Raw genomic sequence first — 21,504 nt, 5'->3', positions numbered from 1 at the left:
GGCGGGGTGTGTCCCCGCCGGCCCGCCGCTGATGCCCGATCAGGCGTCGACCTTCTCCATGACCTCGTCGGAGACGTCGAAGTTGGCGAAGACGTTCTGCACGTCGTCACTGTCCTCCAGCGCGTCGATCAGCTTGAAGATCTTGCGCGCGCCCTCCTCGTCCAGCTCGACCCGCATGGTCGGCAGGAAGTTGGAGTCGGCCGAGTCGTAGTCGATGCCCGCCTGCTGGAGCGCGGTGCGGACCGCGACCATGTCGGTGGCCTCGCTGATGATCTCGAAGCTGTCGCCGAGGTCGTTGACCTCTTCGGCACCCGCCTCGAGCACCGTCTCCAGGACGTCGTCCTCGGAGAGCTCGCCCTTGGGCAGCAGGACGACACCCTTGCGGTTGAACAGGTACGAGACCGAGCCCGGGTCGGCCATCGAACCGCCGTTGCGGGTCATGGCGACGCGGACGTCGGACGCGGCGCGGTTGCGGTTGTCGGTGAGGCACTCGATGAGCACCGCGACACCGTTCGGGCCGTAGCCTTCGTACATGATCGTCTCGTAGTCGGCGCCGCCGGCCTCGAGACCACCGCCGCGCTTGACCGCGGAGTCGATGTTCTTGTTCGGGACCGAGCTCTTCTTGGCCTTCTGGATGGCGTCGAAGAGGGTCGGGTTGCCGTCGATGTCGGCGCCGCCCATGCGCGCCGCGACCTCGATGTTCTTGATCAGCTTCGCGAAGAGCTTGCCGCGCTTGGCATCGATCACGGCCTTCTTGTGCTTCGTCGTAGCCCATTTAGAGTGGCCGGACATCCGCCTGTCTCCTTCGCGTAACCAACAGTGTGCACCTCAGATCCTACCGGGACCTGTTTACAGCCCCGCGCGCACCATGTCGACGAAGTACGCGTGGACCCGGTCATCTCCGGTCAGCTCGGGGTGGAACGAGGTGGCGAGGACGTTGCCCTGGCGCACGGCGACCGTGTGGCCGTCGTACGTGGCGAGCACCTCGGCTGCGGCGCCGACCGACTCGACCCACGGGGCGCGGATGAAGACGCCCTCGACGGGGCCTCCCTCTATCCCCGCGAAGTCGATCTTCGCCTCGAAGGACTCGTTCTGCCGGCCGAAGGCGTTGCGGCGCACGATCATGTCGATGCCGCCCAGGGTCTCCTGGTCGTCACGGCCGTCGAGCAGCTTGTCGGCGAGCATGATCATGCCGGCGCAGGTGCCGTAGACCGGCATGCCGGCCCGCACGCGCTCGCGCAGCGGCTCCAGCATGCCGAACAGGACGGCGAGCTTCGACATCGTCGTGGACTCGCCGCCGGGGATCACCAGGGCGTCGATCTCGGCGAGCTCCTCGGGACGCCGGACCGGCCTGGCCACGGCGTCCGCCGCGGCCAGGGCGATCAGGTGCTCCCGTACATCGCCCTGGAGGGCCAGGACACCGATAACGGGGTTGGTCATGGTGACTACCAGCCGCGGTTGGCGTAGCGCTCGGCCTCGGGGAGGGTGTCGCAGTTGATGCCGACCATGGCCTCGCCCAGGTTGCGGGAGGCGTCCGCGATGATCTTCGGGTCGTCGTAGAAGGTGGTGGCCTTCACGATGGCGGCGGCGCGCTTGGCCGGGTCGCCGGACTTGAAGATGCCGGAGCCGACGAAGACGCCCTCGGCGCCGAGCTGGCGCATGAGCGCGGCGTCGGCCGGGGTGGCGACGCCACCGGCGGAGAACAGCACGACCGGGAGCTTGCCGAGCTCGGCGACCTCCTTGACGAGCTCGTACGGGGCGCGCAGCTCCTTGGCGGCGGCGAACAGCTCGTTGTTGTCGTAGCCGCGCAGGCGGGCGATCTCGTTCTTGATCTGGCGCAGGTGGCGGACGGCCTCGACGACGTTGCCCGTGCCGGCCTCGCCCTTCGAGCGGATCATGGCCGCGCCCTCGGCGATGCGGCGCAGGGCCTCGCCCAGGTTGGTGGCACCGCAGACGAAGGGGGTGGTGAACGCCCACTTGTCGGAGTGGTTGACCTCGTCGGCCGGGGTGAGGACCTCGGACTCGTCGATGTAGTCGACGCCGAGGGACTGCAGGACCTGGGCCTCGACGAAGTGGCCGATGCGGGACTTGGCCATGACGGGGATGGAGACGGCCTCGATGATCTCTTCGATCATGTTCGGGTCCGACATGCGCGCGACGCCGCCGTCCTTGCGGATGTCGGCGGGGACCCGCTCCAGGGCCATGACGGCCACGGCGCCGGCGTCCTCGGCGATCTTCGCCTGCTCGGCGTTGACCACGTCCATGATCACGCCGCCCTTGAGCTGCTCGGCCATGCCGCGCTTGACGCGGGAGGTGCCGATCGCGGACTCAGCGGACTGCGGGGTGGAGGGAAGCGTGCTCACGGATTGACCTCACTCGAAGGGAAGACGGGTGCTGCGGTTCTACTGCGCCGAGCAAACCGTCCCCGACCAGTCCACCGCAAGGGCCAATGGGGAGCCGGTGGCTCCTTTCAACTTGGCCTTTGGGTACAAGTGGGGCCGGCGGGTTCCGCTACGGCCGGTCGGCGAGATCCACCGGAGGCTCGTCGTCCATTTCGAAGGCGAGCGGGAACGGGGCGTGGCCGGCCAGCCGGAACCAGCGGACCTTGCGGTGCCGGCGCAGCGCACGGGCGGCCCGTACGGCGTCGTTGTGGAAGCGGCGCGCCATGGGCACCCGGCGGACCGCCGCGGCCAGCTCCTCGGCGGCTGCCTCGCCGCCGGGGGCGGCCTTGAGCAGGTCCACCTGGGCGGCGTCCGCGAACACCGCGCGCAGCGCCTGGCTGAGCTCGCTCTCGGCGACCTCGCGGTGCTCCTCCTCGGCCTGGCGGGCGCCGTGGGCGGCCTCGTACAGGACGATCGAGGAAGCAGGGTCGAGCACTCCGGAGGTGGCCACTTCGAGCACCACCGAGGCGCGCCGGACGAGCTGCGCGTCGAGGGCGGCGCGGGCGGCGTCCATCCGCGAGTGCAGCCGGTCCAGCCGTCCGGCGGTCCAGCTGAGGTAGACCCCGATGACGCCGAGCGCCAGGGCGGTCCAGACAAGGGTTTCGATCACGGCCCGCGACATTACCCCCTGACGCGGGCCGGGACGGATTCCGGGTCGGGCGTCAGGACGGGTCCCGGGTCAGGCCCAGGCGGGTGCGCAGCCGGACGCGCTCGTCCGTGGCCACCGCCGCCGCCCCGTCCGTCACCGTCTCGTAGACCGCGAGGATGTCCGCCCCGACCGTCGACCAGTCGAAGCGGCGTACGTGCGCGGAGCCGCGGGCGCTCAGTTCCGCGCGCCGCTCCGGGTCGCGCAGCAGGGCCACGGCGCCCGCGGCCAGCGCGTCGGCGTCCTCGTTGGCGAACAGCTCCCCCGCCGCCCCCTGGTCCAGGACCTGGGCGAACGCGTCCAGGTCGGAGGCCAGCACCGCGGCTCCCGCCGAGAGGGCCTCGACCAGGATGATGCCGAAGCTCTCGCCGCCCGTGTTCGGGGCCACGTACACGTCGACGCTGCGCAGCAGCCGCGCCTTGTCCTCGTCCGAGACCATGCCGAGGAACTCCACCCGCGTGCGCAGTCCGGCGGGCAGGGAGGCCACGGCCTCCTCCTCGTCACCGCGGCCCGCCACGAGGAGCCGTACGTCGGGGCAGGCCTCCACGATCTTGGGGAAGGCCGCCATCAGGACCGGCAGGCCCTTGCGGGGCTCGTCGATCCGGCCGATGAAGCCGAGGGTCTGCCCGGACCAGTCGGGATTCGCCTCGGCCTTGGCGAAGAAGTCCACGTCGACCCCGTTGGGGATCACGACCGCGTCCCCGCCCAGGTGCTCCACGAGCGTGCGGCGCGCGTACTCGCTCACCGCGATCCGGGCGCTGATCTTCTCCAGGGCCGGCTGGAGGATCGGGTAGGCGGCGATCATGGCGCGCGAGCGCGGGTTCGAGGTGTGGAAGGTGGCCACGATCGGCCCCTGCGCCGCCCAGCAGGACAGCAGTCCCAGCGAGGGCGACGCCGGCTCGTGGATGTGGATCACGTCGAAGACGCCGTCGTGCAGCCAGCGCCGCACCCGCGCCGCCGACAGGAAGCCGAAGTTCAGCCGGGCCACCGACCCGTTGTACGGCACCGGCACCGCCCGCCCGGCCGAGACCACGTACGGCGGCAGCGGCGTCTCGTCGTCCGCCGGGGCCAGCACCGACACCTCGTGGCCGAGGCGGATCAGGTGCTCGGCGAGGTCGCGGATGTGGAACTGGACGCCGCCCGGTACGTCCCAGGAGTAAGGGCACACGATGCCGATCTTCACTGCGTGCGCTCCTCCAGGTCGTCCAGCCACAGCCGCTGCAGCATGTGCCAGTCCTCCGGGTGTTCGGCGATCCCCTGGGCGAAGGCGTCCGCCAGCGCCTGGGTCATGGCGGTGGTCTTCTCGGTCCGGTTCCCGGCCTTCGGCACCTCGACCTCGGGATGGATCCGGCCGTACATCTTCGGTGTGTCGCCGTAGTGCAGGGTCGCCGGGAGCAGCACTGCACCGGTCTGCTGGGCCAGCAGTGCCGGTCCGGCCGGCATGCGGGCCGTGGAGCCGAAGAAGTCCACCTCGACCCCGGAGGCCGACAGGTCGCGGTCCGCGACCAGGCAGACCAGGCCGCCGGAGCGCAGCCTGCGGGCCAGGGTGCCGAAGGCGGCGCCACCGCTGTGCGGCAGGACCTCCATGCCCAGGCTCTCGCGGTAGGCGACGAACCGGTCGTAGAGGCTCTCGGGCTTCAGCCGCTCGGCGACCGTGGTGAACGGCGCCTTCATGTGGCCGATGGCCCAGGCCCCGGCGAGGTCCCAGTTGGCGAGGTGCGGCAGGGCCACGACGACCCCGCGCCCGGAGTCGAGGGCCTCGCGCAGCAGGTGCTCGTCCTTGAACTCGACATCGGTGCCGAAGCGCTTCGGGTCCATGGTCGGCAGCCGGAAGGATTCCATCCAGTACCGCATGTACGAGCGCATGCCCGCCTGGGACAGCTCGCGCAGCCGCTCGGGACCGGCGTCGGGCACCACCCGGGCCAGATTCGACTCCAGCCGCAGCACGCTCTTGCCGCGCCGCTTCCACGCGAAGTCGGCGATGCGGCGTCCGAGGGCCACCGCGGCCGGCTCCGGCAGCCTCTTCACCCCGGCCCAGCCGAGCCCGTACAGCTCGTCGACCAGCTTGTCCTGCACCCGCCCGGCCATCAGGCCGCGCCTCCCTCGGCCACGGCGGCCGCCGCGTCGGCCTCCGCCGCCTCGCGGCGTACGGTGACCACCCGCTGGATCAGCGTGACCAGCGAGCCCACGGCGACGACCCACAGCGCGATCGGGAGCAGCACCCCGATCCACGAGGGCACCCCGAAGGTCTGCAGCCCGGACAGGCCGGCCGCGACCAGCGAGATCACCAGCCGCTCGGCGCGCTCGATGAGCCCGTTGACGGCGACCGGCAGCCCGATCGACTCGCCGCGGGCCTTCGTGTACGAGACCACCTGGCCGCTGGCCAGGCAGAAGATGGCCACTGCGCACAGCGCGTTGTCGTTCCCGTTGCCCGCGTACCAGAGCGCGAGGCCCCCGAAGATCGCCGCGTCGGCCACCCGGTCGAGCGTGGAGTCGAGGAAGGCGCCCCAGCGGCTGGAGACGCCGGCCTGGCGGGCCATGTTCCCGTCCACCAGGTCGGAGAACACGAAGAGGGTGATGGTGATCGTGCCCCAGAAGAACTCGCCCCGGGGGAAGAAGACCAGCGCTCCCGCCACCACTCCGGCCGTGCCGATCAGGGTGACCGCGTCCGGGCTCACCCCCCGCCGGAGGAGGAACGCGGCGAATGGCGTGAGAACACGCGTGAAGAAGGCACGCGCGTACTTGTTCAGCATGGTCTTCCCAGAGGGTCGCTGGGCCGCACGGCCACATCGGCCACCGGCTGGCCCATCGTAGCCAGCGCCCCGGGCGCCCGGCGCCGCGCACCCACCGGTTCGGGCCGGGCAATCGACGGTCCATGCCCGCGTCACGCTCCGGACAGTGCCGGGTACTACGTATGGACGCAGTGTGACGCCGGTGCAAAGCTCGAAGGACCCCGATTCAACCTCCTCACCGTCACACCGGGAGGCACGAGCATCATGGGAGCCACATCACACCAAGCCGGAGCCGCCGGCAGGGCACCGACGGCCGACCGCCCGTCGTCGCTCCGCAACGTCGTGCTGGTCGGCCACAGCGGAGCCGGCAAGACCACGCTGGTCGAGGCCCTCGCCCTGACGGCGGGCGCCGTCAACCGGGCCGGGCGCGTCGAGGACGGCACCGCCGTCTCCGACTACGACGAGATCGAGCACCGGCAGCAGCGGTCCGTACAGCTGTCCCTCGTCCCGGTCGAATGGGCCGGCATCAAGATCAATATCTTGGACACCCCCGGATACGCCGATTTCGTCGGCGAACTCAGGGCCGGTCTGCGCGCCGCGGACGCGGCCCTTTTCGTCGTCTCCTCCTCCGACGGCATCGACGGCGCCACCCGCATGGTCTGGGACGAGTGCGCGGCCGTCGGCATGCCCCGCGCCATCGTCGTCACCCATCTGGAGGCAGCCCGCGCCGACTACGCGCAGATGACCACCGTCTGCGGCGAGAACTTCGCAGCCGAGGACCCCGACGCCGTCATCCCGCTCTACCTGCCCCTGTACGGGCCTCCCGGCCCCGACGGGCACACCCCGGTCGCCGGCCTCCTCGGCCTGCTCTCACGGCGCGTGTACGACTACACCTCCGGGGAGCGCGTGGAGCGCGACCCCGAGCCCGCCGAGCTCGCCCTCATCTCCGACGCCCGCTCCCGCCTGATCGAGGGGATCATCGCGGAGAGCGAGGACGAGAGCCTCATGGACCGCTACCTCGGCGGCGAGGACATCGATTTCAAGACCCTCGTCGACGACCTGGAGCGGGCCGTCGCCCGCGGCACCTTCCACCCCGTCCTGATGGCCGCCCCCGCCGCCGACGGCGCCCGCCAGGGCCTCGGCACGGTCGAACTCCTGGAACTGATCACCGGCGGCTTCCCCACCCCCCTGGAGCGGGCCGCCGTACCCGTCACCACCCCGGACGGCGCCGACCGCCCGGCCGTCACCTGCGATCCGGACGGGCCCCTCGTCGCCGAGGTCGTCAAAACCTCCTCCGACCCCTACGTCGGGCGCGTCTCCCTCGTCCGCGTCTTCTCCGGCACCCTGCGCCCCGAGGAGACCGTGCACGTCAGCGGCCACGGCCTCTCCGACCGGGGGCACGAGGACCACGACGTCGACGAGCGGATCGGCACCCTCACCTCCCCCTTCGGCAAGCAGCAGCGCACCCTCACCCAGGTCATCGCCGGGGACCTCGCCTGCGTGGCCAAACTCACCCGGGCCGAGACCGGCGACACCCTCTCGGCCAAGGACCGGCCCCTGCTCATGGAGCCCTGGACGATGCCCGACCCGCTGCTCCCCCTCGCCATCGCCGCCCACAGCAAGGCCGACGAGGACAAGCTCTCCCAGGGCCTGGCCCGGCTCGTCGCCGAGGACCCCACGATGCGGCTGGAGCAGAACCCGGACACCCACCAGGTCGTCCTGTGGTGCCTCGGCGAGGCCCACCAGGACGTGGCCCTCGAACGGCTGCGCACCCGCTACGGGGTCCAGGTCGACCCCGTCCCGCACAAGGTGAGCCTGCGCGAGACCTTCGGCGCCAAGGCCGCGGGCCGCGGCCGGCACGTCAAACAGTCCGGCGGACACGGCCAGTTCGCCATCTGCGAGATCGAGGTGGAGCCGCTCCCGCCGGGCAGCGGCATCGAGTTCGTCGACAAGGTCGTCGGCGGCGCCGTGCCCCGCCAGTTCATCCCGTCCGTCGAGAAGGGCGTACGCACCCAGGCCGCCCGCGGGGTCGCGGCCGGCTATCCGCTGGTCGACGTGCGCATCACCCTGCTCGACGGCAAGGCGCACTCGGTGGACTCCTCCGACGCCGCCTTCCAGACCGCCGGAGCGCTCGCGCTGCGCGAGGCCGCCGCCGAGGCGCGCATCCACCTCCTCGAACCCGTCGCCGAGCTGGCCGTCCTCGTCCCCGACGAGTACGTCGGCCCCGTCATGAGCGATCTCGCCGGCCGCCGCGGCCGCGTCGTGGGCACCGAACAGGCCGGCGCCGGCCGCACGCAGGTGCGCGCCGAGATCCCCGAGATCGAGATCGGCCGGTACGCCGTGGAACTGCGCTCGGTGTCGCACGGCACCGGCAGGTTCACCCGCGCCTACGCCCGCCACGAGCCCATGCCGCCCCAGATCGCCGACAAGGTGCGAGAACAGGCCGAGAAGGGAACCTGATTGACATAGCGCCAGGGGAATCCCGGGAGCCGCCCACCCAAGCCGCTTGCGGTGGGCGGCATTTCCCTGTCCCATGACCATGGGAAGAGATACGCCGATAGGCTCATCTGCGCGGCAAAAGAGCACAACGCACAGCGATGGGGGCAACGGTGGCGGACGACGGATTCGACTTCAGGCCCGGGGCGCAGGTACCCCTCCAGGGGGGCGGCGGCCAGACCGCGGCGACCAACGCCCTCGCGTCGGCCGCGTACCGGGACGGCGGTGCGGACAGCAAGCTGTCCGACATCGCCAAGGCCGACAACGAGTACCACAAGTCCACGATCAAACCCCCGAAGATCTCGCTCTTCGAGCCCAGCCTGGGCGAAGCCTTCTGCCGCGCCGTCGAGGCCCGCACCCTCGGCGCGGGCCGCAAACCCCTCATCCAGTCCTTCGGCCTCGACCCGCAGACCGTCGTCGAGCACTGCCTGGCCGCCTCCCGCATCCGCAAGGAGCGCGACCGCAGGCTGCGCCTGATCATGCTCGTCGCCGGCGTGGTCTTCCTGCCCGGCCTCCTGCTGTGGCTGGGCCTGTTCCAGCTCCGCAAGACGCTGGCCAAGGGCGACGGCAAGCGCTCGTCCTGGATGGGCACGCTGCTGCTCGTGGGCGTGGCCGTCGTGGCGGCCGTACTCATGTTCCGGCTGCCGTTCACCGGCTTCCTCGGCCTCTACCTGCGCGGCATGATCATCGCCCCCGCCGTGGGCTGGCTCCTCGCCCGCCGGATCTGCGAGGCCACCGCCGCCGACCTGCGCTCCCGCTGGGATGGACTGCTGGCCGGCAGCGGCATCGGCGCCAAGATCCCGGAGGCGGTGCCCGGCAACCCCGACGAGAAGGCCCGGGAGGACCTGAGGCACTCGCTCGCCAAGCTCACGGCCGAGGACCGCAGCAACTCCGTCTTCTACGCCGGCCCCAAGGGCATCCTCGGCATGGGCACCCGCTGGGGCAGCTGGCAGATGGCCGAGGAGCTCGTGCCCAAGACCGAGGGCATGGAGATCCACCCGTTCCGCAGCTGGGACGTCATACGCGCGGTCGACACCGAACTGCGCAAGCTGGAGCGCGGCCCGCTGCACACCGGCGGCCTGCCGCCCGCCTCGATCCAGCACTGGATCGTCACCCCGGTCGGCGAAGGCGCCGGGGAGGTGGCGCGCCCCACCGGCGCCGACGTGGACACCTTCCTCGTCAAGCCGCACGAGATCACCCGGATCTGCAACGAGCAGCAGTTCAGCGGCGGCAACCGGCACTACCTCGGCATCCAGTACCCGCTCTGGGACGGCCAGTTGGTGATCACCATGCTGGTGACGGTCACCGTGCTGTACAAGACGCTGCGCGTCGAGGTGACCGGCCACGCGCTCGGTCCGGTGCACGGCCTGTTCACCAGCAAGTCGGCCGCCCCGAAGGTCGAGGTGCCGAAGTCCATCCGGTTCTGGGAGACCGTCGAGCGGCCCCTGCCGCTGGTGGACGCCCAGGAGGTGGTCCGCCTCGCCGTCCGCGCCCCGCTGACCTGGTTCCCGCCGATCCTCGAGTTCTTCGGCGGCAAGCTGGTCCTGCCGGAGCCCTTCGGCCTGCGGCACGTCTGGGCGGGCCAGCCCTGGCGCCACCGCTTCATGGCCGACGACGCCCTGCGCGCCGCGACCCCGGTCCTGCGGGCGGTGCACGCGGCGGCGCTGCGGGTGCTGGAGGAGAACGGCGCCGACATCGACCGCTTCAGCAACCGCTCGATGATCGTCAGCGGGCTCGTCCAGGACGCCGCCCCGCGCAAGGCGGACGCGTACGACGCCTAGACGGTACGCCCCGGGGCCGCGGACCGGCCCCGGGGTCCCCCGGTCGGGCCAGGGCCTTCCGGCGGATCACGACTAGTCGTTGGGCCAGGCGTCGGCGAGCATCTGGCGGGTGTCCGCGAGGAGTTGGGGCAGGACCTTCGTGTGGCCGACGACCGGCATGAAGTTCGTGTCCCCGCCCCAGCGGGGCACGATGTGCTGGTGCAGGTGCGCCGCGATGCCGGCCCCGGCGGCCGCGCCCTGGTTCATGCCGATGTTGAACCCGTGCGCCCCGGACGCCTTGCGCAGCGCGACCATCGCCCGCTTCGTGAGGTCGGCCAGCTCGGCCGTCTCGGCGGCGTCGAGCTCCGTGTAATCGGCGACGTGCCGGTACGGGACCACCATGAGGTGGCCGCCGTTGTACGGGTACAGGTTCAGCACGGCGTAGACGTGCTTGCCCCGGGCCACGACCAGGCCGTCCTGATCGGACATCTCCGGGATCCCGCAGAAGGGACAGCCGTCCCCGGCCTCCGGACCGGTCGGCTTGTTCTCCCCCTGGATGTACGCCATCCGGTGGGGCGTCCACAGACGCTGGAACGCGTCCTGCGTGCCCACACCGATCTGCTGCTCCGGCTCAGTCGTCATGGGATGCAGCATATGACCTTGCCCCTGACGGGCGTGTCGCCGGGGGAGGGACCGCCACTCCGGCCGCGATGCTGGGCCCATGCACGTTGAAGCCGAGACCCCCGACGTCGCCTGGGAGCGCCGTACCGAGATCCCGCTCTTCTACCTCTCGCTCGTGTTCCTCGCCGGGTACGCGGTCCGCGTGCTCGCCCACGCCCACTCCCTCTGGCGCGACATCGCCGCGATCACCGTCGTACTGACCTGGCTCTGCTTCATCGTGGACTACGCGGTGCGGCTGGTCCTGAGCCGCCAGCGGCCGCTGCGGTTCGTCCGCCGCCACTGGCTGGACACCGTGATCGTCATCCTGCCGACACTGCGGGCGCTGCGCATGGTCAAGGTCCACGACGCGGTCATGGCCAAGAGGCGGGACCGCCCGCACCGGAGCCTGTACCCGCGCGTGATCACGTACGCCGGCCTCTCGTCGCTGCTGCTCGGCTTCTCCGGCTCGCTGGGCCTCTACGACTCCGAGCGGCGGGACCCGCAGTCCCCGATCCAGACGTTCGGGGACTCGGTGTGGTGCGTGGTCCAGACGCTGACGACGGTCGGCTACGGAGACGTGGCCCCCGTGACCGTGTCGGGGCGGCTGATCGCGACCACCTTGATGATGTTCGGTCTGGGTCTGCTGGGAGCGGTCACGGGTTCCTTCTCGTCCTGGCTGATCCAGATCTTCCGCCGGGACGACGAAGAGGGACCCCCGGGGGACGAATCTTCCCCGGGAGCCCCTCACTGAGCCGATGACGCCGGTCAGACCTGGACGCGGTCCTCGACGACCTTGGCCAGCTTGGCCAGGGCCTCGTCCTTGGCGATGCCGTTCTCCTGCGAACCGTCGCGGTAGCGGAAGGAGACGGTGCCCGCGGCCATGTCCTCGTCACCGACGATGATCATGAACGGGACCTTGAGCTTCTGGTGGTTGCGGATCTTCTTCTGCATCCGGTCGGAGGAGGCGTCGACCTCGACCCGCAGGCCCTTCTTCTTCGCCTCGGCGGCGAACTCCTGCAGGTACTCCACGTGCCCGTCACCGATCGGGATGCCGACCGCCTGGACCGGGGCCAGCCACGGCGGCATGGCGCCCGCGTAGTGCTCCAGCAGCACGGCGAAGAACCGCTCGATGGAGCCGAACAGCGCACGGTGGATCATGACCGGGCGCTGGCGGGAGCCGTCGGGGGCGGTGTACTCCAGGTTGAACCGCTCCGGCAGGTTGAAGTCGAGCTGCACGGTCGACATCTGCCAGGTGCGGCCGATGGCGTCGCGCGCCTGGACGGAGATCTTCGGGCCGTAGAAGGCCGCGCCGCCCGGGTCGGGGGTCAGCGGGAGGCCCTGCTTCTCGGCGACCTGCTGGAGGACGGCGGTGGCCTCTTCCCAGGCCTCGTCCGAGCCGACGAACTTCTCCGGGTCCTTGGTCGACAGCTCCAGGTAGAAGTCGGTCAGACCGTAGTCGCGGAGCAGGTTCAGCACGAAGGTGAGGGTGCGGTCGAGCTCCACGGCCATCTGCTCGCGGGTGCAGTAGATGTGCGCGTCGTCCTGGGTGAACCCGCGGGCGCGGGTCAGGCCGTGCACGACGCCCGACTTCTCGTACCGGTACACGGTGCCGAACTCGAACAGGCGCAGCGGGAGCTCACGGTACGAGCGGCCGCGCGCGTCGAAGATCAGGTTGTGCATCGGGCAGTTCATGGGCTTGAGGTAGTAGTCGGTACCACCGTCGAGCTGCATGGGGGGGTACATGCCCTCCGCGTACCAGTCCAGGTGGCCGCTCTTCTCGAAGAGCGCGCCCTTGGTGGCGTGCGGGGAGTAGACGAACTCGTAGCCCTCCTCCTCGTGCCGGCGGCGGGAGTAGTCCTCCATGGTCCGGCGGATGATGCCGCCGCGCGGGTGGAAGACGGCGAGGCCGGAGCCGATCTCGTCGGGGACGGAGAAGAGGTCCAGCTCGTTGCCGAGCTTGCGGTGGTCGCGCTTCTCGGCCTCGGCGAGGAAGTCGAGGTGGGCCTTCAGCTCCTCCTTCGAGGGCCAGGCGGTGCCGTAGATGCGCTGGAGCATCGGGTTCTTCTCGCTGCCGCGCCAGTAGGCCGCCGCGTTGCGCATCAGCTTGAACGCCGGGATGTTGCGGGTGGTGGGCAGGTGGGGACCGCGGCAGAGGTCCTCCCAGCACAGCTCGCCGGTCTTCGCGTCCAGGTTGTCGTAGATGGTCAGCTCGCCGCCGCCCACCTCGACGTTCGCCCCGTCGTCGGTGGACGCGGAGCCCTTGATGCCGATGAGCTCCAGCTTGTACGGCTCGTCGGCGAGCTCCTCGCGGGCCGCCTCGTCGGTGACGACGCGGCGGGCGAAGCGCTGGCCGCGCTTCTGGATCTCCTGCATCTTCTTCTCGACGGCCTTCAGGTCCTCCGGGGTGAAGGGCCGGGCCACGTCGAAGTCGTAGTAGAAGCCGTCCCGGACCGGCGGGCCGATGCCCAGCTTGGCCTCGGGGAAGAGCTCCTGCACGGCCTGCGCCATGACGTGCGCGGTCGAGTGGCGCAGGATGTTCAGGCCGTCCTCGGAGGAGATCTCCACCGGCTCGACGGTCTCGCCGTCCTTCACCTCGTACGAGAGGTCCTTCAGCTCGCCCGCGACGCGCGCGGCGACGATGGCGCGCTCGCCGGCGAAGAGCTCGGCCGCCGTAGTGCCCGTGGCCACCACGCGCTCGTCCCGCTCGGAATCGCGTTGGATGATCACACGGACGTCTGACACCGGTCTCTCCTGACCCTGGGGGTGCGCGAGCGAACACTGCGCGCCTGAATCGTACCGAGCCGAGCGGCCCGGCCGCTAAACGGATATCCGCAGGCGGAGCCGTCCGGGCACGGCGGTGACCGTGTGCGGAGCCGGCTCGCGGTCCGGACCGCTCACCCGCAGGCGGTCTCTTGCGGCGATCGCGCCATCGGCCCCGCCCCGCGTGACTAGCATGTGCGGCCTGCGAGTTGAGCATCCTCAGGGGGACTCCATGGACGTGCGGGTGGGCCTGGTCGGCGACGGGACGGGCGAGGAACTGCGCCGGCTGGAACAGTGGCTGCGGCAGGACCAGGAGCTCCGGGGGGTCACCGTCACCGCTCTGCGGGCGCCGGACCAGGGCGGTGAGATGGGTCCCGTGACCGAGGCCCTGCACCTGCTGCTCGAACCGCAGGGCGTCCTGCCCGCGGTCGCGGCCTCCCTGGGCACCTGGGCCGGCATGCGGCGCAGGAACGTGCGCGTCCGGGTGACCAGCGGGAGGAAGACGGTCGAGATCGATGCCGCGCGGCTCGACGACCCGGAGGAGGCGGCCCTGCGCATCGTGCGCGAGCTGGACGGCCGGTGAACGGCCCCGCCCTCCCGGGCCTCCCGGCCGCCGCCTCTTCGGGGTCCGCCCGCGCCGTGCTGATCGGCACCGCCGGCTACGCCTCGGGGGACCTCACTCCGATCCCGCACTCCCGCCGCAATGTCCGGGCCCTCGCGAAGGTCCTCACCGAGGAGGCGGCGGGCGGTCTCACGCCCTGGGACGTGCGGACGGTGGACGATCCCCGGGAGCCCGAGGACATCATGCGGCCGGTCTGGGAGGCCGCCGAGGAGGCCGAGGAGGCGCTGCTCGTCTACTACAGCGGCCACGGGCTGGTCGCCGCCGACGGCGCGTTCCAGCTCGGTCTCACGGCGAGCCACTCCGGCAAGGACTGGACCAGCCTGTCGTACTTCTACGTGGCGGATCTGATCAGGAAGTCCCACGCCAGAGTCAAGATCGTGATCCTGGACTGCTGCTACAGCGGACGGGGACATGCCGGCCTGATGAGTTCGGAGTCCCGCCTGATCGCCGAGGAGCTGTCGGACCCGGGCGTGTACTCGCTCTCCTCGGCTCCGGCGGACCGGCGGTCCATGGCGCCCAAGGAACAGCCGTACAGCGCGTTCACCGGGTTCCTGCTGGCCGTCATGGGCGACGGCGTCCCCGGGGCCGGACCGGTGCTGGGCCTGACGGACCTCTACCCGGAGGTCCGCCGCCGGATGAGGGGAGCCGGCCTCCCCCTCCCCGAGGAGTGCAGCAAGACGGGCGCCGGCGCCTACCCCTTCGTACGCAACAGGGCCCCCCGGCCCCCGGAGCCGGCGCAGGACGCCCGCACACCCGCGGCACCGGCCGTCCCCGTCCGGGTCAGCGTGCCTCTGGACGAGGCCGTTGCCGTGGCAGCCGGCTCCGACCGCTGGGTGGAGGCGCTGCGCCTGGTCCTGATGCTCCGGGACGTTCCGCTCGCCCGCACGGGGCGTCCGGGCTGGAATCTGCGCCGGCTGGCGAACCGGTGCGAGATGGCCCCGGGGGAACGGCTGATCGGGCACGCCACCACCGGCAGGACCCGCAACGTGGTGTTCACCGACAGCCATCTGTGCGTACTGGGCTCCGAGGGACTCCTCAGGATCCCGTACTCCCGGCTCGGACACCTCTCCCTGGCCGTCTCGACCAAGGAGGACCGCGTGGTGACCGTCACCGACCAGGCGGGAATCAGCGAGGACGTCGTCTACGTCACCACGACCGCCGACTACGGGGGCCGCAGGCTGACGCTCGTGGAGTCCGGCACCACCTCGCTGCGCAATTGCCTGACGGGATGCGTCCCCGCCCTGATCGACCTGCACGGACGCAACCCCGGCTGGTTCCCCTAGAGGGTGCCCCCCTCCTCGTCCGAGGGCAGGGCGTCCGCCGGGTCCAGGGATTCGTCCAGGGACTTCATCAGGCGGTCCCGCTCGACCTCGTCCAGCGGGACCGGGCTCACGTCGGTGGCGTCCGTGAGCCGCCGGAACCCGCCCCGGCGCTGCAGCCGCCCGCTCACCCGGATCGGCACGCCCACGAGGTGCGCGTGCCCCGCCACCCGGTACGCCTCCTCGTCCAGCACCGCCCGTACGTAAGGCACCTCCGCCCCCGCCAGCACCCGCAGCCGGATCGTGCCCCCGCCGCCGGGTGCCGAGCGCCGCATCCGGACCACCGCCCCGGCCACCCGCACGGGCACCGCCGGTTCGTCGCGCGTGTAGCGCGCGGCCGCCTCCCGGAGCACCGGCAGGTCCCCGGGCGAGAACTCCACCGGCTCCGGCCGGGCCGCGCACCCCGCCGGAACCCCCGCCGCCGGAGCCCAGGCCAGTGCGATCGCGGCCCCCTCGGAGCCCCGCACCAGCGCGATCAGCGCGTCCGCCAGCTCCCGGCTGACCCCGGCCTCGACCGCCGCGTCGAAGGCCTCCATGCCGCCGGTGGCCCGCCGGTAGTCCACGGCCTCCCGGGCCGCGTGCAGGGCGTGGTGCAGCCGCGTCATGGTGCCCCGCCCGCCGTCCACCGGGACGTACGCCGTGAGCACGCGCCCGCCGGGGGCCGGCCCGACCAGCACCCCGTCCAGGGCGCGTTCGGCCTGGCCGCGGTGGCGGGCGCCGTAGTACCCGGCCCTGGCCCGCTCCGCGAGGGCCCCGGCCAGCAGGAGCTGCCGCGCGGCCGAGCGGAGCTGCTCCTGCACGGTCCACGCCGCCGCGCCCCGGGGTCCGTACGGCCCCCCGGGGCCATCCGGTATCCGCCGCTCCCAGCGGATCTCGTCACTGGGCACGCTCAGCCCGTACAGCACCTCCCGCGCGGACGGCAGCGCGCTGCGCGAGAGGGCGGTCAGCGCCTCCTCCAGCAGGTCGGAGCAGTCGGGGAAGGCCCGGCTCTCCGGGACGAGGAGGCTGTTCCCCCCGCCGGCCGTCCCGTGCGGGGCGGGCGGCGTCCAGCGCCCGTACCGTCCCGCGGCCCCGCCCCGGCGCTGCCAGCCGTGCCGGTGCAGCAGGGCCCCCAGCACGGCCGGGTCGACGTGCGCGGGGTCGGGGGTCCCGGAGTCGGAGAAGTCCCCGTACTCCGACGGGGACGTCAGCGGTTCCAGGTTCGGTGAGTGCCAGTGCATCAAGGTGTCCCTCCCGACCCGACCCGGGTCATGATCTCGCACAGCGCCCGGTCGTCGAAGATCCGCGTGGTCGGGATCCGTACGGTGGTCCGGCGCCGGCCGGTCACGGGGTGCCCGGCGAGGTTGGTCCAGTAGCAGCAGTGCCGCAGGTCGAGCCGGTCGTGGCCGGCGGCGAGCCACTGGTCGCGCTCTCGCGGGACGAGCATCACGACGAGGATCTTGTGGACGGCGACCGGGGTGCGGGCCAGCTTCACCAGGTGGTCGTTGTCGAGGGTGAAGGCGAAGGTGGGTCCCGCCGGGCTGGGCGCGGTCTGGTAGGTCGCCTTCAGCTGCACCTTGATGGTGACCTCGTCGTCGACGACGTGTTCGGGCGCGCCGTGGTTGACCTGCCAGTCGATGCCGTTGTCCGGAAAGGGCTGGGAGAGCGAGCAGCCGGCCGCGGCGGCGACGGCGTGCAGGTATGCCACCTGGAGGGTTTCCATGCAGGCGGTGGTGGCGAGCGAGCCGCGCAGCGGTCCGGCCCGGTCCTCGTCGGTGCGCGGACCGGTCCGCCCCTGCAGCATCCCGCCCGGTTCGGGCTGCGTGAGCGCCATGGCCGGCTCCCCATGCCTTCCGGGCTCTGCCGAATGAGGGTGGTGTGGTGGGTGGGGTGACGACCGGTCATGTGTGCGGTCCCCCAGGGAAGTTGTCTCCGCAGCGGAAGGTCCGCAAACGGCGTACGGCGCAAACAGGCCGGGTATCACCGATGCGGGCAGGGGTGGCACGTTCCGAGGCGGCGGTGCCCGGGGGCGCCCCGACTGCCGATCGGGAACGAGGAGTTCGCCATGACGCGCTGGTATGAGGGGCCGCTGGCCGCATTCGACACGGAGACGACCGGGGTGGACGTGGAGCAGGACCGGATCGTGTCCGCCGCTCTCATCGTGCAGGAGTGTGCGGGCGGCCGGGTCCGCTCCACCCGTTGGCTGGTCAACCCCGGCATTCCGGTGCCTCCGGGGGCCACGGAAGTGCACGGTCTGACCGATGAGCACCTGCAGCGCAACGGGCGGTGGCCGGCGCCCGTCGTCGAGGAGATAGCCCGTGCGCTCGGCGAGCAGCTGGTGGCGGGCCGGCCGGTGGTGGTGATGAACGCGCCGTTCGACCTGACGCTGCTGGACCGGGAGTTGCGCCGGCACCGGGCGTCGACGCTGGCCCGGTACCTGGACAACCGGCCGATGACGGTGCTGGACCCCCGGGTGCTGGACAAGCACCTGGACCGGTACCGCAAGGGCCGCCGGACCCTGACGGACCTGTGCGCGCACTACGGGATAGAGCTGGAGGACGCGCATGACGCGGCGGCGGACGCGCTGGCCTCGCTGGAGGTCGTACGGGCGGTGGGCCGCCGGTTCGCGGCGCGGCTGGAGCGGCTGACGCCGGCGGAGCTGCACACGCTCCAGGCGGTGTGGCACGCGGCGCAGGCGCGCGGGCTGCAGGCGTGGTTCGCGCGGCAGGGGACGCCGGAGGCGGTGGACCCGCACTGGCCACTGCGGCCGGAGATGCCGGCGGCGGCGTAGGCCGGCGGCCGCAACGGGCCCCGGACATGCGGAAGGCCGGTCCGTCGTGAGACGGACCGGCCTGACCCGGTGGGCGATACTGGGATCGAACCAGTGACCCCTTCGGTGTGAACGAAGTGCTCTCCCGCTGAGCTAATCGCCCGGGAACGGGTTGAACAATACAAGAGGCACGGGGTCTGGTTCAAACCGCTTCCGGCGGGGCGGCCAGCCGGGCCTCCAGCGCGTGCCGTCCGGCCCGCATCATCAGGGCGTGGTTGAGCCGGAACGCGGGCCGCACCGGCACCGCGAGGCGCCGCAGCAGGGGGCTGCGGACTTCGACCTCCTGCTCGTACAGGGCCCGTGTCCCGCGCCCGCCCGCTCCCCGGCGGGCCCGTACGGTCCACCGCGCCCAGCCCTCGATGTCCCCGTGCAGGGCCGCCTCCAGGAGGCCGCGGCCGGGATCGCGGAGCAGTTCGGTGGCGGTCATCCGGATCTCGTAGGGGAGGACGGAGCGGATGAGCAGGGCGCCGCTGTGCCCTTCGAGCTGCTCGACCGCGCGGACCTGCGGCCACCAGCGCGGGTAGTCGCCGGTCCGCTCCAGTACGGAGTAGACCCGCGCGGGCGGGGCGTCCAGGTCCCACACGCTGCGGAAGCGGTAGCGGTTCCAGCGGTCCAGGCGGCTGCGGTCCATGGCCCCAGTCTGGACCGGCGGGGCCGGGCGCGGGGCCCGCTCCGCCGCATCCACTCGTCCGTGGACACAGGGGCCGCGCTCCCCCGCACTCCCGTCCTGCTCCCGTCCCACCCCCGCGTACTCAGCGCGGATCTGAGTACGCGCACCCATGTCCTGACGGCGTGACGGGCGCCACACTCCGGAGCATGGCGACTCCACCACCACACGGCACACCCCTGCCACCCGACCACGAGCTGGCGCTCATCGACCGGGAGCTGGCCCAACTCGACGCCCGGCGGACGTACTTGCTGGCCAGGCGGGACTGGCTGCTGCGGCTGCGGCTGTCGGTGCCCGTGCCCGCGCCGAACGGCTGGGCGGCGCACGCGCCGGTTCCCCCCGCCCGCCCGAACGAGACCTCGGGCCCCGGTGCGCAGAACGTGCTCCTCACGCTGGGCGCGGTGCTGCTCGCGGTGGCCGCGCTGGCGTTCACCCTGGTCAGCTGGGGCTCCCTGGGGATCGCCGGGCGGGGCGCGGTGCTGGCCGTGGTGACGGCCGCGGCACTCGGCGCGCCCGCGCTGCTGCTGCGCCGCGGGCTGCGGTCGACCGCCGAGTCGGTGGCGGCGGTGGGGCTGCTGCTGACGGTGCTGGACGCGTACGCGGTGTACGCGGTGGCCACGCCCGGCACCGACGGCACGGCGTACGCGGCGGGGGCGGCGGCCGTGCTGGCCGCGCTGTGGGCCGGGTACGCACGGGTGCTGCCGGGGCCGGCGATCCCGCTGCCCGCGGCGGTGCTGACGGCGCAGCTCCCGCTGCCGCTGGCGGCGGTGGCCGCGGCGGCGGGGCCGGTGGGGACCGGCTGGGCACTGCTGGCGACGGCGGCGCTGGACGCGGCGCTCGTCCTGCTGGTGCCCGGGGTCCGGGCGCGGGCCGCGGTGTCCGGCCCGGCGGCGGTGAGCGCGGCCGTCCTGGGGGCGGGGGCGCTGCTGAGCGGGCTGTCGCAGATGGCGCAGGCGGGTTCGGCTGGCGCGGCGGCCGGTCCGGCCCTGCTGCTGGCGGCGTGCGCGGCGCTGGGCGTCGGGGTGGCCTGGCGGGAGCCCTCGGCGATGGCTGCTTCGGCCGTCGGCGCCCTCGCGGGGGTGGCGGCGCTCGGCGGCACGGTGCGGCCGGCCCTGGCGCCGGACTGGGCCGTGGCGGTGTTCCTGCTGCTCGCCCTGCCGCTGCTGGCGGCGGTACGGGCGACCGGGCTCCCGGCAGCTGTGCGGCGCGGCCTGACCCGGGCCGGGGCGGGGGTGGCCGCCCTGGCCGCGCTGTCTGCGCTGCTGCCCGCGATCGGCTCGCTGGGGTTCCGGGTCGTGGTGCTGGGCGAGGTGTGGGCGGCGACGACCCCGTCCCGGGAGGCGTACGGGCCGGGTGCGGCGGCCGCGGTCACCCTGCTGGTGGCGGCGGGGGCGGCCGGGTGGCTGGCCCGGGTGCTGCCGCGTCCGGAGCCGGGAGTGCTCGCGGTGGTGCTCGGCTGGGCGGGGCTGTTCACGGCGCCGCTGCTGTGCGGGCTGCCGGTGGCGGCGGTGATCGCGGCCCAGCTGGCGGTGACGGCGGCGGCCGGGGTGTGCGCGCTGCGGCTCGGGCGCGGTCCGGGGTACGCGGCCGCGGTGTGCGCGGCGCTGGGGGCGCTGAACCTGTCGGTGGCCGCGCTGGACGGCCGTACCGCCACTTTCGCGGTCTTCGGACTGCTGGGTGCGGGCTGCGCGGCGGGGGCGGCTCGGCGGCCCGCTGCGCTGCCCGTACGGGCCGGCGCGGCGGTGCTGGCCGTCGGATACGCGGCGGGCGTGGCGGCGGCGCTGGGGGCGCTGTGGGGGCTCGCGGCGTCGTGGTGGGCGCTGCCGCTGCTGGCGGTCCCGGCGGCGGTGGCGGCGGCCGGCCCGAGGCTGGGCCGGGTACGGCTCCCGGCGGAGATCGCGGCGGGCGTGGCCGGCGCGGCGGCCCTGCTCCTCGCGGCCTGGCCCTGGGAGCCGGCCCGGGCGGCGCTGGTGTGCGCGCTGGCCGGGGTGGTCTGCGCGGGCGCGGCGGTACGGGCGGAGCGGCGCGGGCTCGGCTGGGCGGCCGGGACCCTGTTCGTGGCGGCCACGTGGATCCGCCTGTCGGCGTCGGGGGTGCAGGTCCCGGAGGCGTACGCGCTGCCGGTGACGCTGCCCGCGCTGGCGGTGGGCTTCGTACGCCGCCGCCGGGACGCCCGGGCGTCCTCGTGGACGGCGTACGGGCCGGGGCTGGGCGCGACCCTGCTGCCGAGCCTGCTCGCCGCCTGGGGCGATCCGCACTGGCTGCGGCCGCTGCTGCTGGGCCTGGCGGCGCTGGCGGTGACCCTGCTCGGCGCGCACCGGCGGCTCCAGGCCCCGCTGCTGCTCGGCGGCGCCACGCTCGCGGCGGTGGCCCTGCACGAGCTGGCCCCGTACGTGGTCCAGGTCGTCGACGCGCTGCCGCGCTGGCTGCCGCCGGCACTGGCCGGGCTGCTCCTCCTGGTGGCCGGCGCGACGTACGAGAAGCGGCTGCGGGACGCGCGCCGGCTGCGGGCGGCCCTCGGCCGGCTGAGGTAGCGGCGGGAGCGGGAAACGCCAAGGGCCCGGAGACTGTGAAAGTCTCCGGGCCCTTGGT

Annotated in this window: 19 protein-coding genes and 1 tRNA gene; 7 read left to right on the top strand and 13 right to left on the bottom strand. The window is 72.8% G+C overall.

Going from position 1 to position 21,504, the window contains the following annotated elements; genetic code table 11:
• Positions 1 to 39: 39 nt before the first annotated feature.
• From ACFXGI_RS05080 to pgsA, 7 genes are all read right to left on the bottom strand, one after another.
• On the bottom strand, positions 40 to 792 hold the full coding sequence (locus ACFXGI_RS05080) for a YebC/PmpR family DNA-binding transcriptional regulator (RefSeq protein ID WP_384703400.1): 753 nt from the start codon (positions 790 to 792) through the stop codon (positions 40 to 42).
• A gap of 57 nt (positions 793 to 849) precedes the next feature.
• Complete coding sequence (pdxT, locus tag ACFXGI_RS05075; RefSeq protein ID WP_384703397.1) at positions 850 to 1,440, bottom strand: pyridoxal 5'-phosphate synthase glutaminase subunit PdxT; 591 nt, start codon at positions 1,438 to 1,440, stop codon at positions 850 to 852.
• Positions 1,441 to 1,445: 5 nt separating this feature from the next.
• Positions 1,446 to 2,363, bottom strand: coding sequence for a pyridoxal 5'-phosphate synthase lyase subunit PdxS (pdxS, locus tag ACFXGI_RS05070; RefSeq protein ID WP_008740483.1), 918 nt, complete (start codon positions 2,361 to 2,363; stop codon positions 1,446 to 1,448).
• 148 nt (positions 2,364 to 2,511) lie between these two features.
• Positions 2,512 to 3,051, bottom strand: coding sequence for a hypothetical protein (locus ACFXGI_RS05065; RefSeq protein ID WP_384703393.1), 540 nt, complete (start codon positions 3,049 to 3,051; stop codon positions 2,512 to 2,514).
• A gap of 52 nt (positions 3,052 to 3,103) precedes the next feature.
• Complete coding sequence (locus tag ACFXGI_RS05060; protein ID WP_384703390.1) at positions 3,104 to 4,270, bottom strand: glycosyltransferase family 4 protein; 1,167 nt, start codon at positions 4,268 to 4,270, stop codon at positions 3,104 to 3,106.
• Positions 4,267 to 5,175 carry a phosphatidylinositol mannoside acyltransferase gene (locus tag ACFXGI_RS05055; protein WP_384703387.1) on the bottom strand — a complete coding sequence of 303 codons (909 nt, stop codon included), beginning with the start codon at positions 5,173 to 5,175 and terminating at the stop codon, positions 4,267 to 4,269. Before ACFXGI_RS05055 ends, ACFXGI_RS05060 begins: the two co-directional genes overlap by 4 nt.
• Complete coding sequence (pgsA, locus tag ACFXGI_RS05050) at positions 5,175 to 5,840, bottom strand: phosphatidylinositol phosphate synthase (RefSeq protein ID WP_384703384.1); 666 nt, start codon at positions 5,838 to 5,840, stop codon at positions 5,175 to 5,177. Before pgsA ends, ACFXGI_RS05055 begins: the two co-directional genes overlap by 1 nt.
• A gap of 243 nt (positions 5,841 to 6,083) precedes the next feature.
• Here pgsA and ACFXGI_RS05045 point away from each other — a divergent pair, with 243 nt between their 5' ends.
• Both ACFXGI_RS05045 and ACFXGI_RS05040 read left to right on the top strand, forming a co-directional pair.
• Positions 6,084 to 8,279: an elongation factor G-like protein EF-G2 gene (locus tag ACFXGI_RS05045; protein ID WP_384703381.1), complete on the top strand. Its 2,196-nt coding sequence runs from the start codon at positions 6,084 to 6,086 to the stop codon at positions 8,277 to 8,279.
• 149 nt (positions 8,280 to 8,428) lie between these two features.
• Entirely contained in the window at positions 8,429 to 10,096 is a 1,668-nt protein-coding gene (locus tag ACFXGI_RS05040) for a hypothetical protein (protein WP_384703378.1), read from the top strand.
• Positions 10,097 to 10,168: 72 nt separating this feature from the next.
• On the opposite strand, the gene ACFXGI_RS05035 is transcribed toward ACFXGI_RS05040, so the two are convergent.
• Positions 10,169 to 10,729, bottom strand: coding sequence for an HIT family protein (locus tag ACFXGI_RS05035; RefSeq protein ID WP_384703375.1), 561 nt, complete (start codon positions 10,727 to 10,729; stop codon positions 10,169 to 10,171).
• 67 nt (positions 10,730 to 10,796) lie between these two features.
• Between ACFXGI_RS05035 and ACFXGI_RS05030 the strand changes: the two genes are divergently transcribed.
• A complete protein-coding gene (locus ACFXGI_RS05030; RefSeq protein ID WP_384703372.1) occupies positions 10,797 to 11,486 on the top strand; it encodes a potassium channel family protein in 690 nt (229 codons plus the stop codon).
• Between the two features lie 14 nt (positions 11,487 to 11,500).
• On the opposite strand, the gene thrS is transcribed toward ACFXGI_RS05030, so the two are convergent.
• A complete protein-coding gene (gene thrS / locus ACFXGI_RS05025; RefSeq protein WP_384703369.1) occupies positions 11,501 to 13,477 on the bottom strand; it encodes a threonine--tRNA ligase in 1,977 nt (658 codons plus the stop codon).
• A gap of 250 nt (positions 13,478 to 13,727) precedes the next feature.
• Here thrS and ACFXGI_RS05020 point away from each other — a divergent pair, with 250 nt between their 5' ends.
• Positions 13,728 to 14,078: a hypothetical protein gene (locus ACFXGI_RS05020; protein WP_384703366.1), complete on the top strand. Its 351-nt coding sequence runs from the start codon at positions 13,728 to 13,730 to the stop codon at positions 14,076 to 14,078.
• Entirely contained in the window at positions 14,075 to 15,400 is a 1,326-nt protein-coding gene (locus ACFXGI_RS05015; RefSeq protein ID WP_384703363.1) for a caspase domain-containing protein, read from the top strand. Before ACFXGI_RS05020 ends, ACFXGI_RS05015 begins: the two co-directional genes overlap by 4 nt.
• On the opposite strand, the gene ACFXGI_RS05010 is transcribed toward ACFXGI_RS05015, so the two are convergent.
• Both ACFXGI_RS05010 and ACFXGI_RS05005 read right to left on the bottom strand, forming a co-directional pair.
• Complete coding sequence (locus tag ACFXGI_RS05010) at positions 15,397 to 16,656, bottom strand: hypothetical protein (protein ID WP_384703360.1); 1,260 nt, start codon at positions 16,654 to 16,656, stop codon at positions 15,397 to 15,399. The two genes, ACFXGI_RS05015 and ACFXGI_RS05010, sit on opposite strands and share 4 nt — an antisense overlap.
• On the bottom strand, positions 16,656 to 17,249 hold the full coding sequence (locus ACFXGI_RS05005; protein ID WP_384703357.1) for a DUF4365 domain-containing protein: 594 nt from the start codon (positions 17,247 to 17,249) through the stop codon (positions 16,656 to 16,658). Before ACFXGI_RS05005 ends, ACFXGI_RS05010 begins: the two co-directional genes overlap by 1 nt.
• Before the next feature lie 231 nt (positions 17,250 to 17,480).
• Here ACFXGI_RS05005 and ACFXGI_RS05000 point away from each other — a divergent pair, with 231 nt between their 5' ends.
• A complete protein-coding gene (locus tag ACFXGI_RS05000) occupies positions 17,481 to 18,206 on the top strand; it encodes a 3'-5' exonuclease (RefSeq protein ID WP_384703355.1) in 726 nt (241 codons plus the stop codon).
• Positions 18,207 to 18,276: 70 nt separating this feature from the next.
• On the opposite strand, the gene ACFXGI_RS04995 is transcribed toward ACFXGI_RS05000, so the two are convergent.
• Positions 18,277 to 18,348: transfer RNA gene (locus ACFXGI_RS04995), tRNA-Val, on the bottom strand.
• A gap of 39 nt (positions 18,349 to 18,387) precedes the next feature.
• The gene (locus ACFXGI_RS04990) at positions 18,388 to 18,876 is read right to left on the bottom strand and encodes an SRPBCC family protein (RefSeq protein WP_384703352.1); all 489 of its coding nucleotides are present in this window, start codon (positions 18,874 to 18,876) and stop codon (positions 18,388 to 18,390) included.
• A gap of 185 nt (positions 18,877 to 19,061) precedes the next feature.
• On the opposite strand from ACFXGI_RS04990, the gene ACFXGI_RS04985 reads away from it, so the two are divergent.
• Positions 19,062 to 21,446, top strand: coding sequence for an SCO7613 C-terminal domain-containing membrane protein (locus ACFXGI_RS04985; protein WP_384703349.1), 2,385 nt, complete (start codon positions 19,062 to 19,064; stop codon positions 21,444 to 21,446).
• The last annotated feature ends 58 nt before the right edge of the window (positions 21,447 to 21,504 follow it).

It is taken from the genome of Streptomyces sp. NPDC059355, from assembly GCF_042752335.1.
Taxonomy (GTDB): Bacteria; Actinomycetota; Actinomycetes; order Streptomycetales; family Streptomycetaceae; genus Streptomyces.
This window is presented reverse-complemented; position numbering and strand designations above follow the sequence as displayed.

Bases quoted from the DNA above. Each gene is read 5' to 3' on its own strand.
- ACFXGI_RS05080 (WP_384703400.1), bottom strand. From the start codon at position 792: ATGTCCGGCCACTCTAAATGGGCTACGACGAAGCACAAGAAGGCCGTG.
- pdxT (WP_384703397.1), bottom strand. From the start codon at position 1,440: ATGACCAACCCCGTTATCGGTGTCCTGGCCCTCCAGGGCGATGTACGG.
- ACFXGI_RS05055 (WP_384703387.1), bottom strand. From the start codon at position 5,175: ATGGCCGGGCGGGTGCAGGACAAGCTGGTCGACGAGCTGTACGGGCTC.
- pgsA (WP_384703384.1), bottom strand. From the start codon at position 5,840: ATGCTGAACAAGTACGCGCGTGCCTTCTTCACGCGTGTTCTCACGCCA.
- ACFXGI_RS05045 (WP_384703381.1), top strand. From the start codon at position 6,084: ATGGGAGCCACATCACACCAAGCCGGAGCCGCCGGCAGGGCACCGACG.
- ACFXGI_RS05035 (WP_384703375.1), bottom strand. From the start codon at position 10,729: ATGCTGCATCCCATGACGACTGAGCCGGAGCAGCAGATCGGTGTGGGC.
- ACFXGI_RS05030 (WP_384703372.1), top strand. From the start codon at position 10,797: ATGCACGTTGAAGCCGAGACCCCCGACGTCGCCTGGGAGCGCCGTACC.
- ACFXGI_RS05020 (WP_384703366.1), top strand. From the start codon at position 13,728: ATGGACGTGCGGGTGGGCCTGGTCGGCGACGGGACGGGCGAGGAACTG.
- ACFXGI_RS05010 (WP_384703360.1), bottom strand. From the start codon at position 16,656: ATGCACTGGCACTCACCGAACCTGGAACCGCTGACGTCCCCGTCGGAG.
- ACFXGI_RS05005 (WP_384703357.1), bottom strand. From the start codon at position 17,249: ATGGCGCTCACGCAGCCCGAACCGGGCGGGATGCTGCAGGGGCGGACC.
- ACFXGI_RS05000 (WP_384703355.1), top strand. From the start codon at position 17,481: ATGACGCGCTGGTATGAGGGGCCGCTGGCCGCATTCGACACGGAGACG.
- ACFXGI_RS04990 (WP_384703352.1), bottom strand. From the start codon at position 18,876: ATGGACCGCAGCCGCCTGGACCGCTGGAACCGCTACCGCTTCCGCAGC.
- ACFXGI_RS04985 (WP_384703349.1), top strand. From the start codon at position 19,062: ATGGCGACTCCACCACCACACGGCACACCCCTGCCACCCGACCACGAG.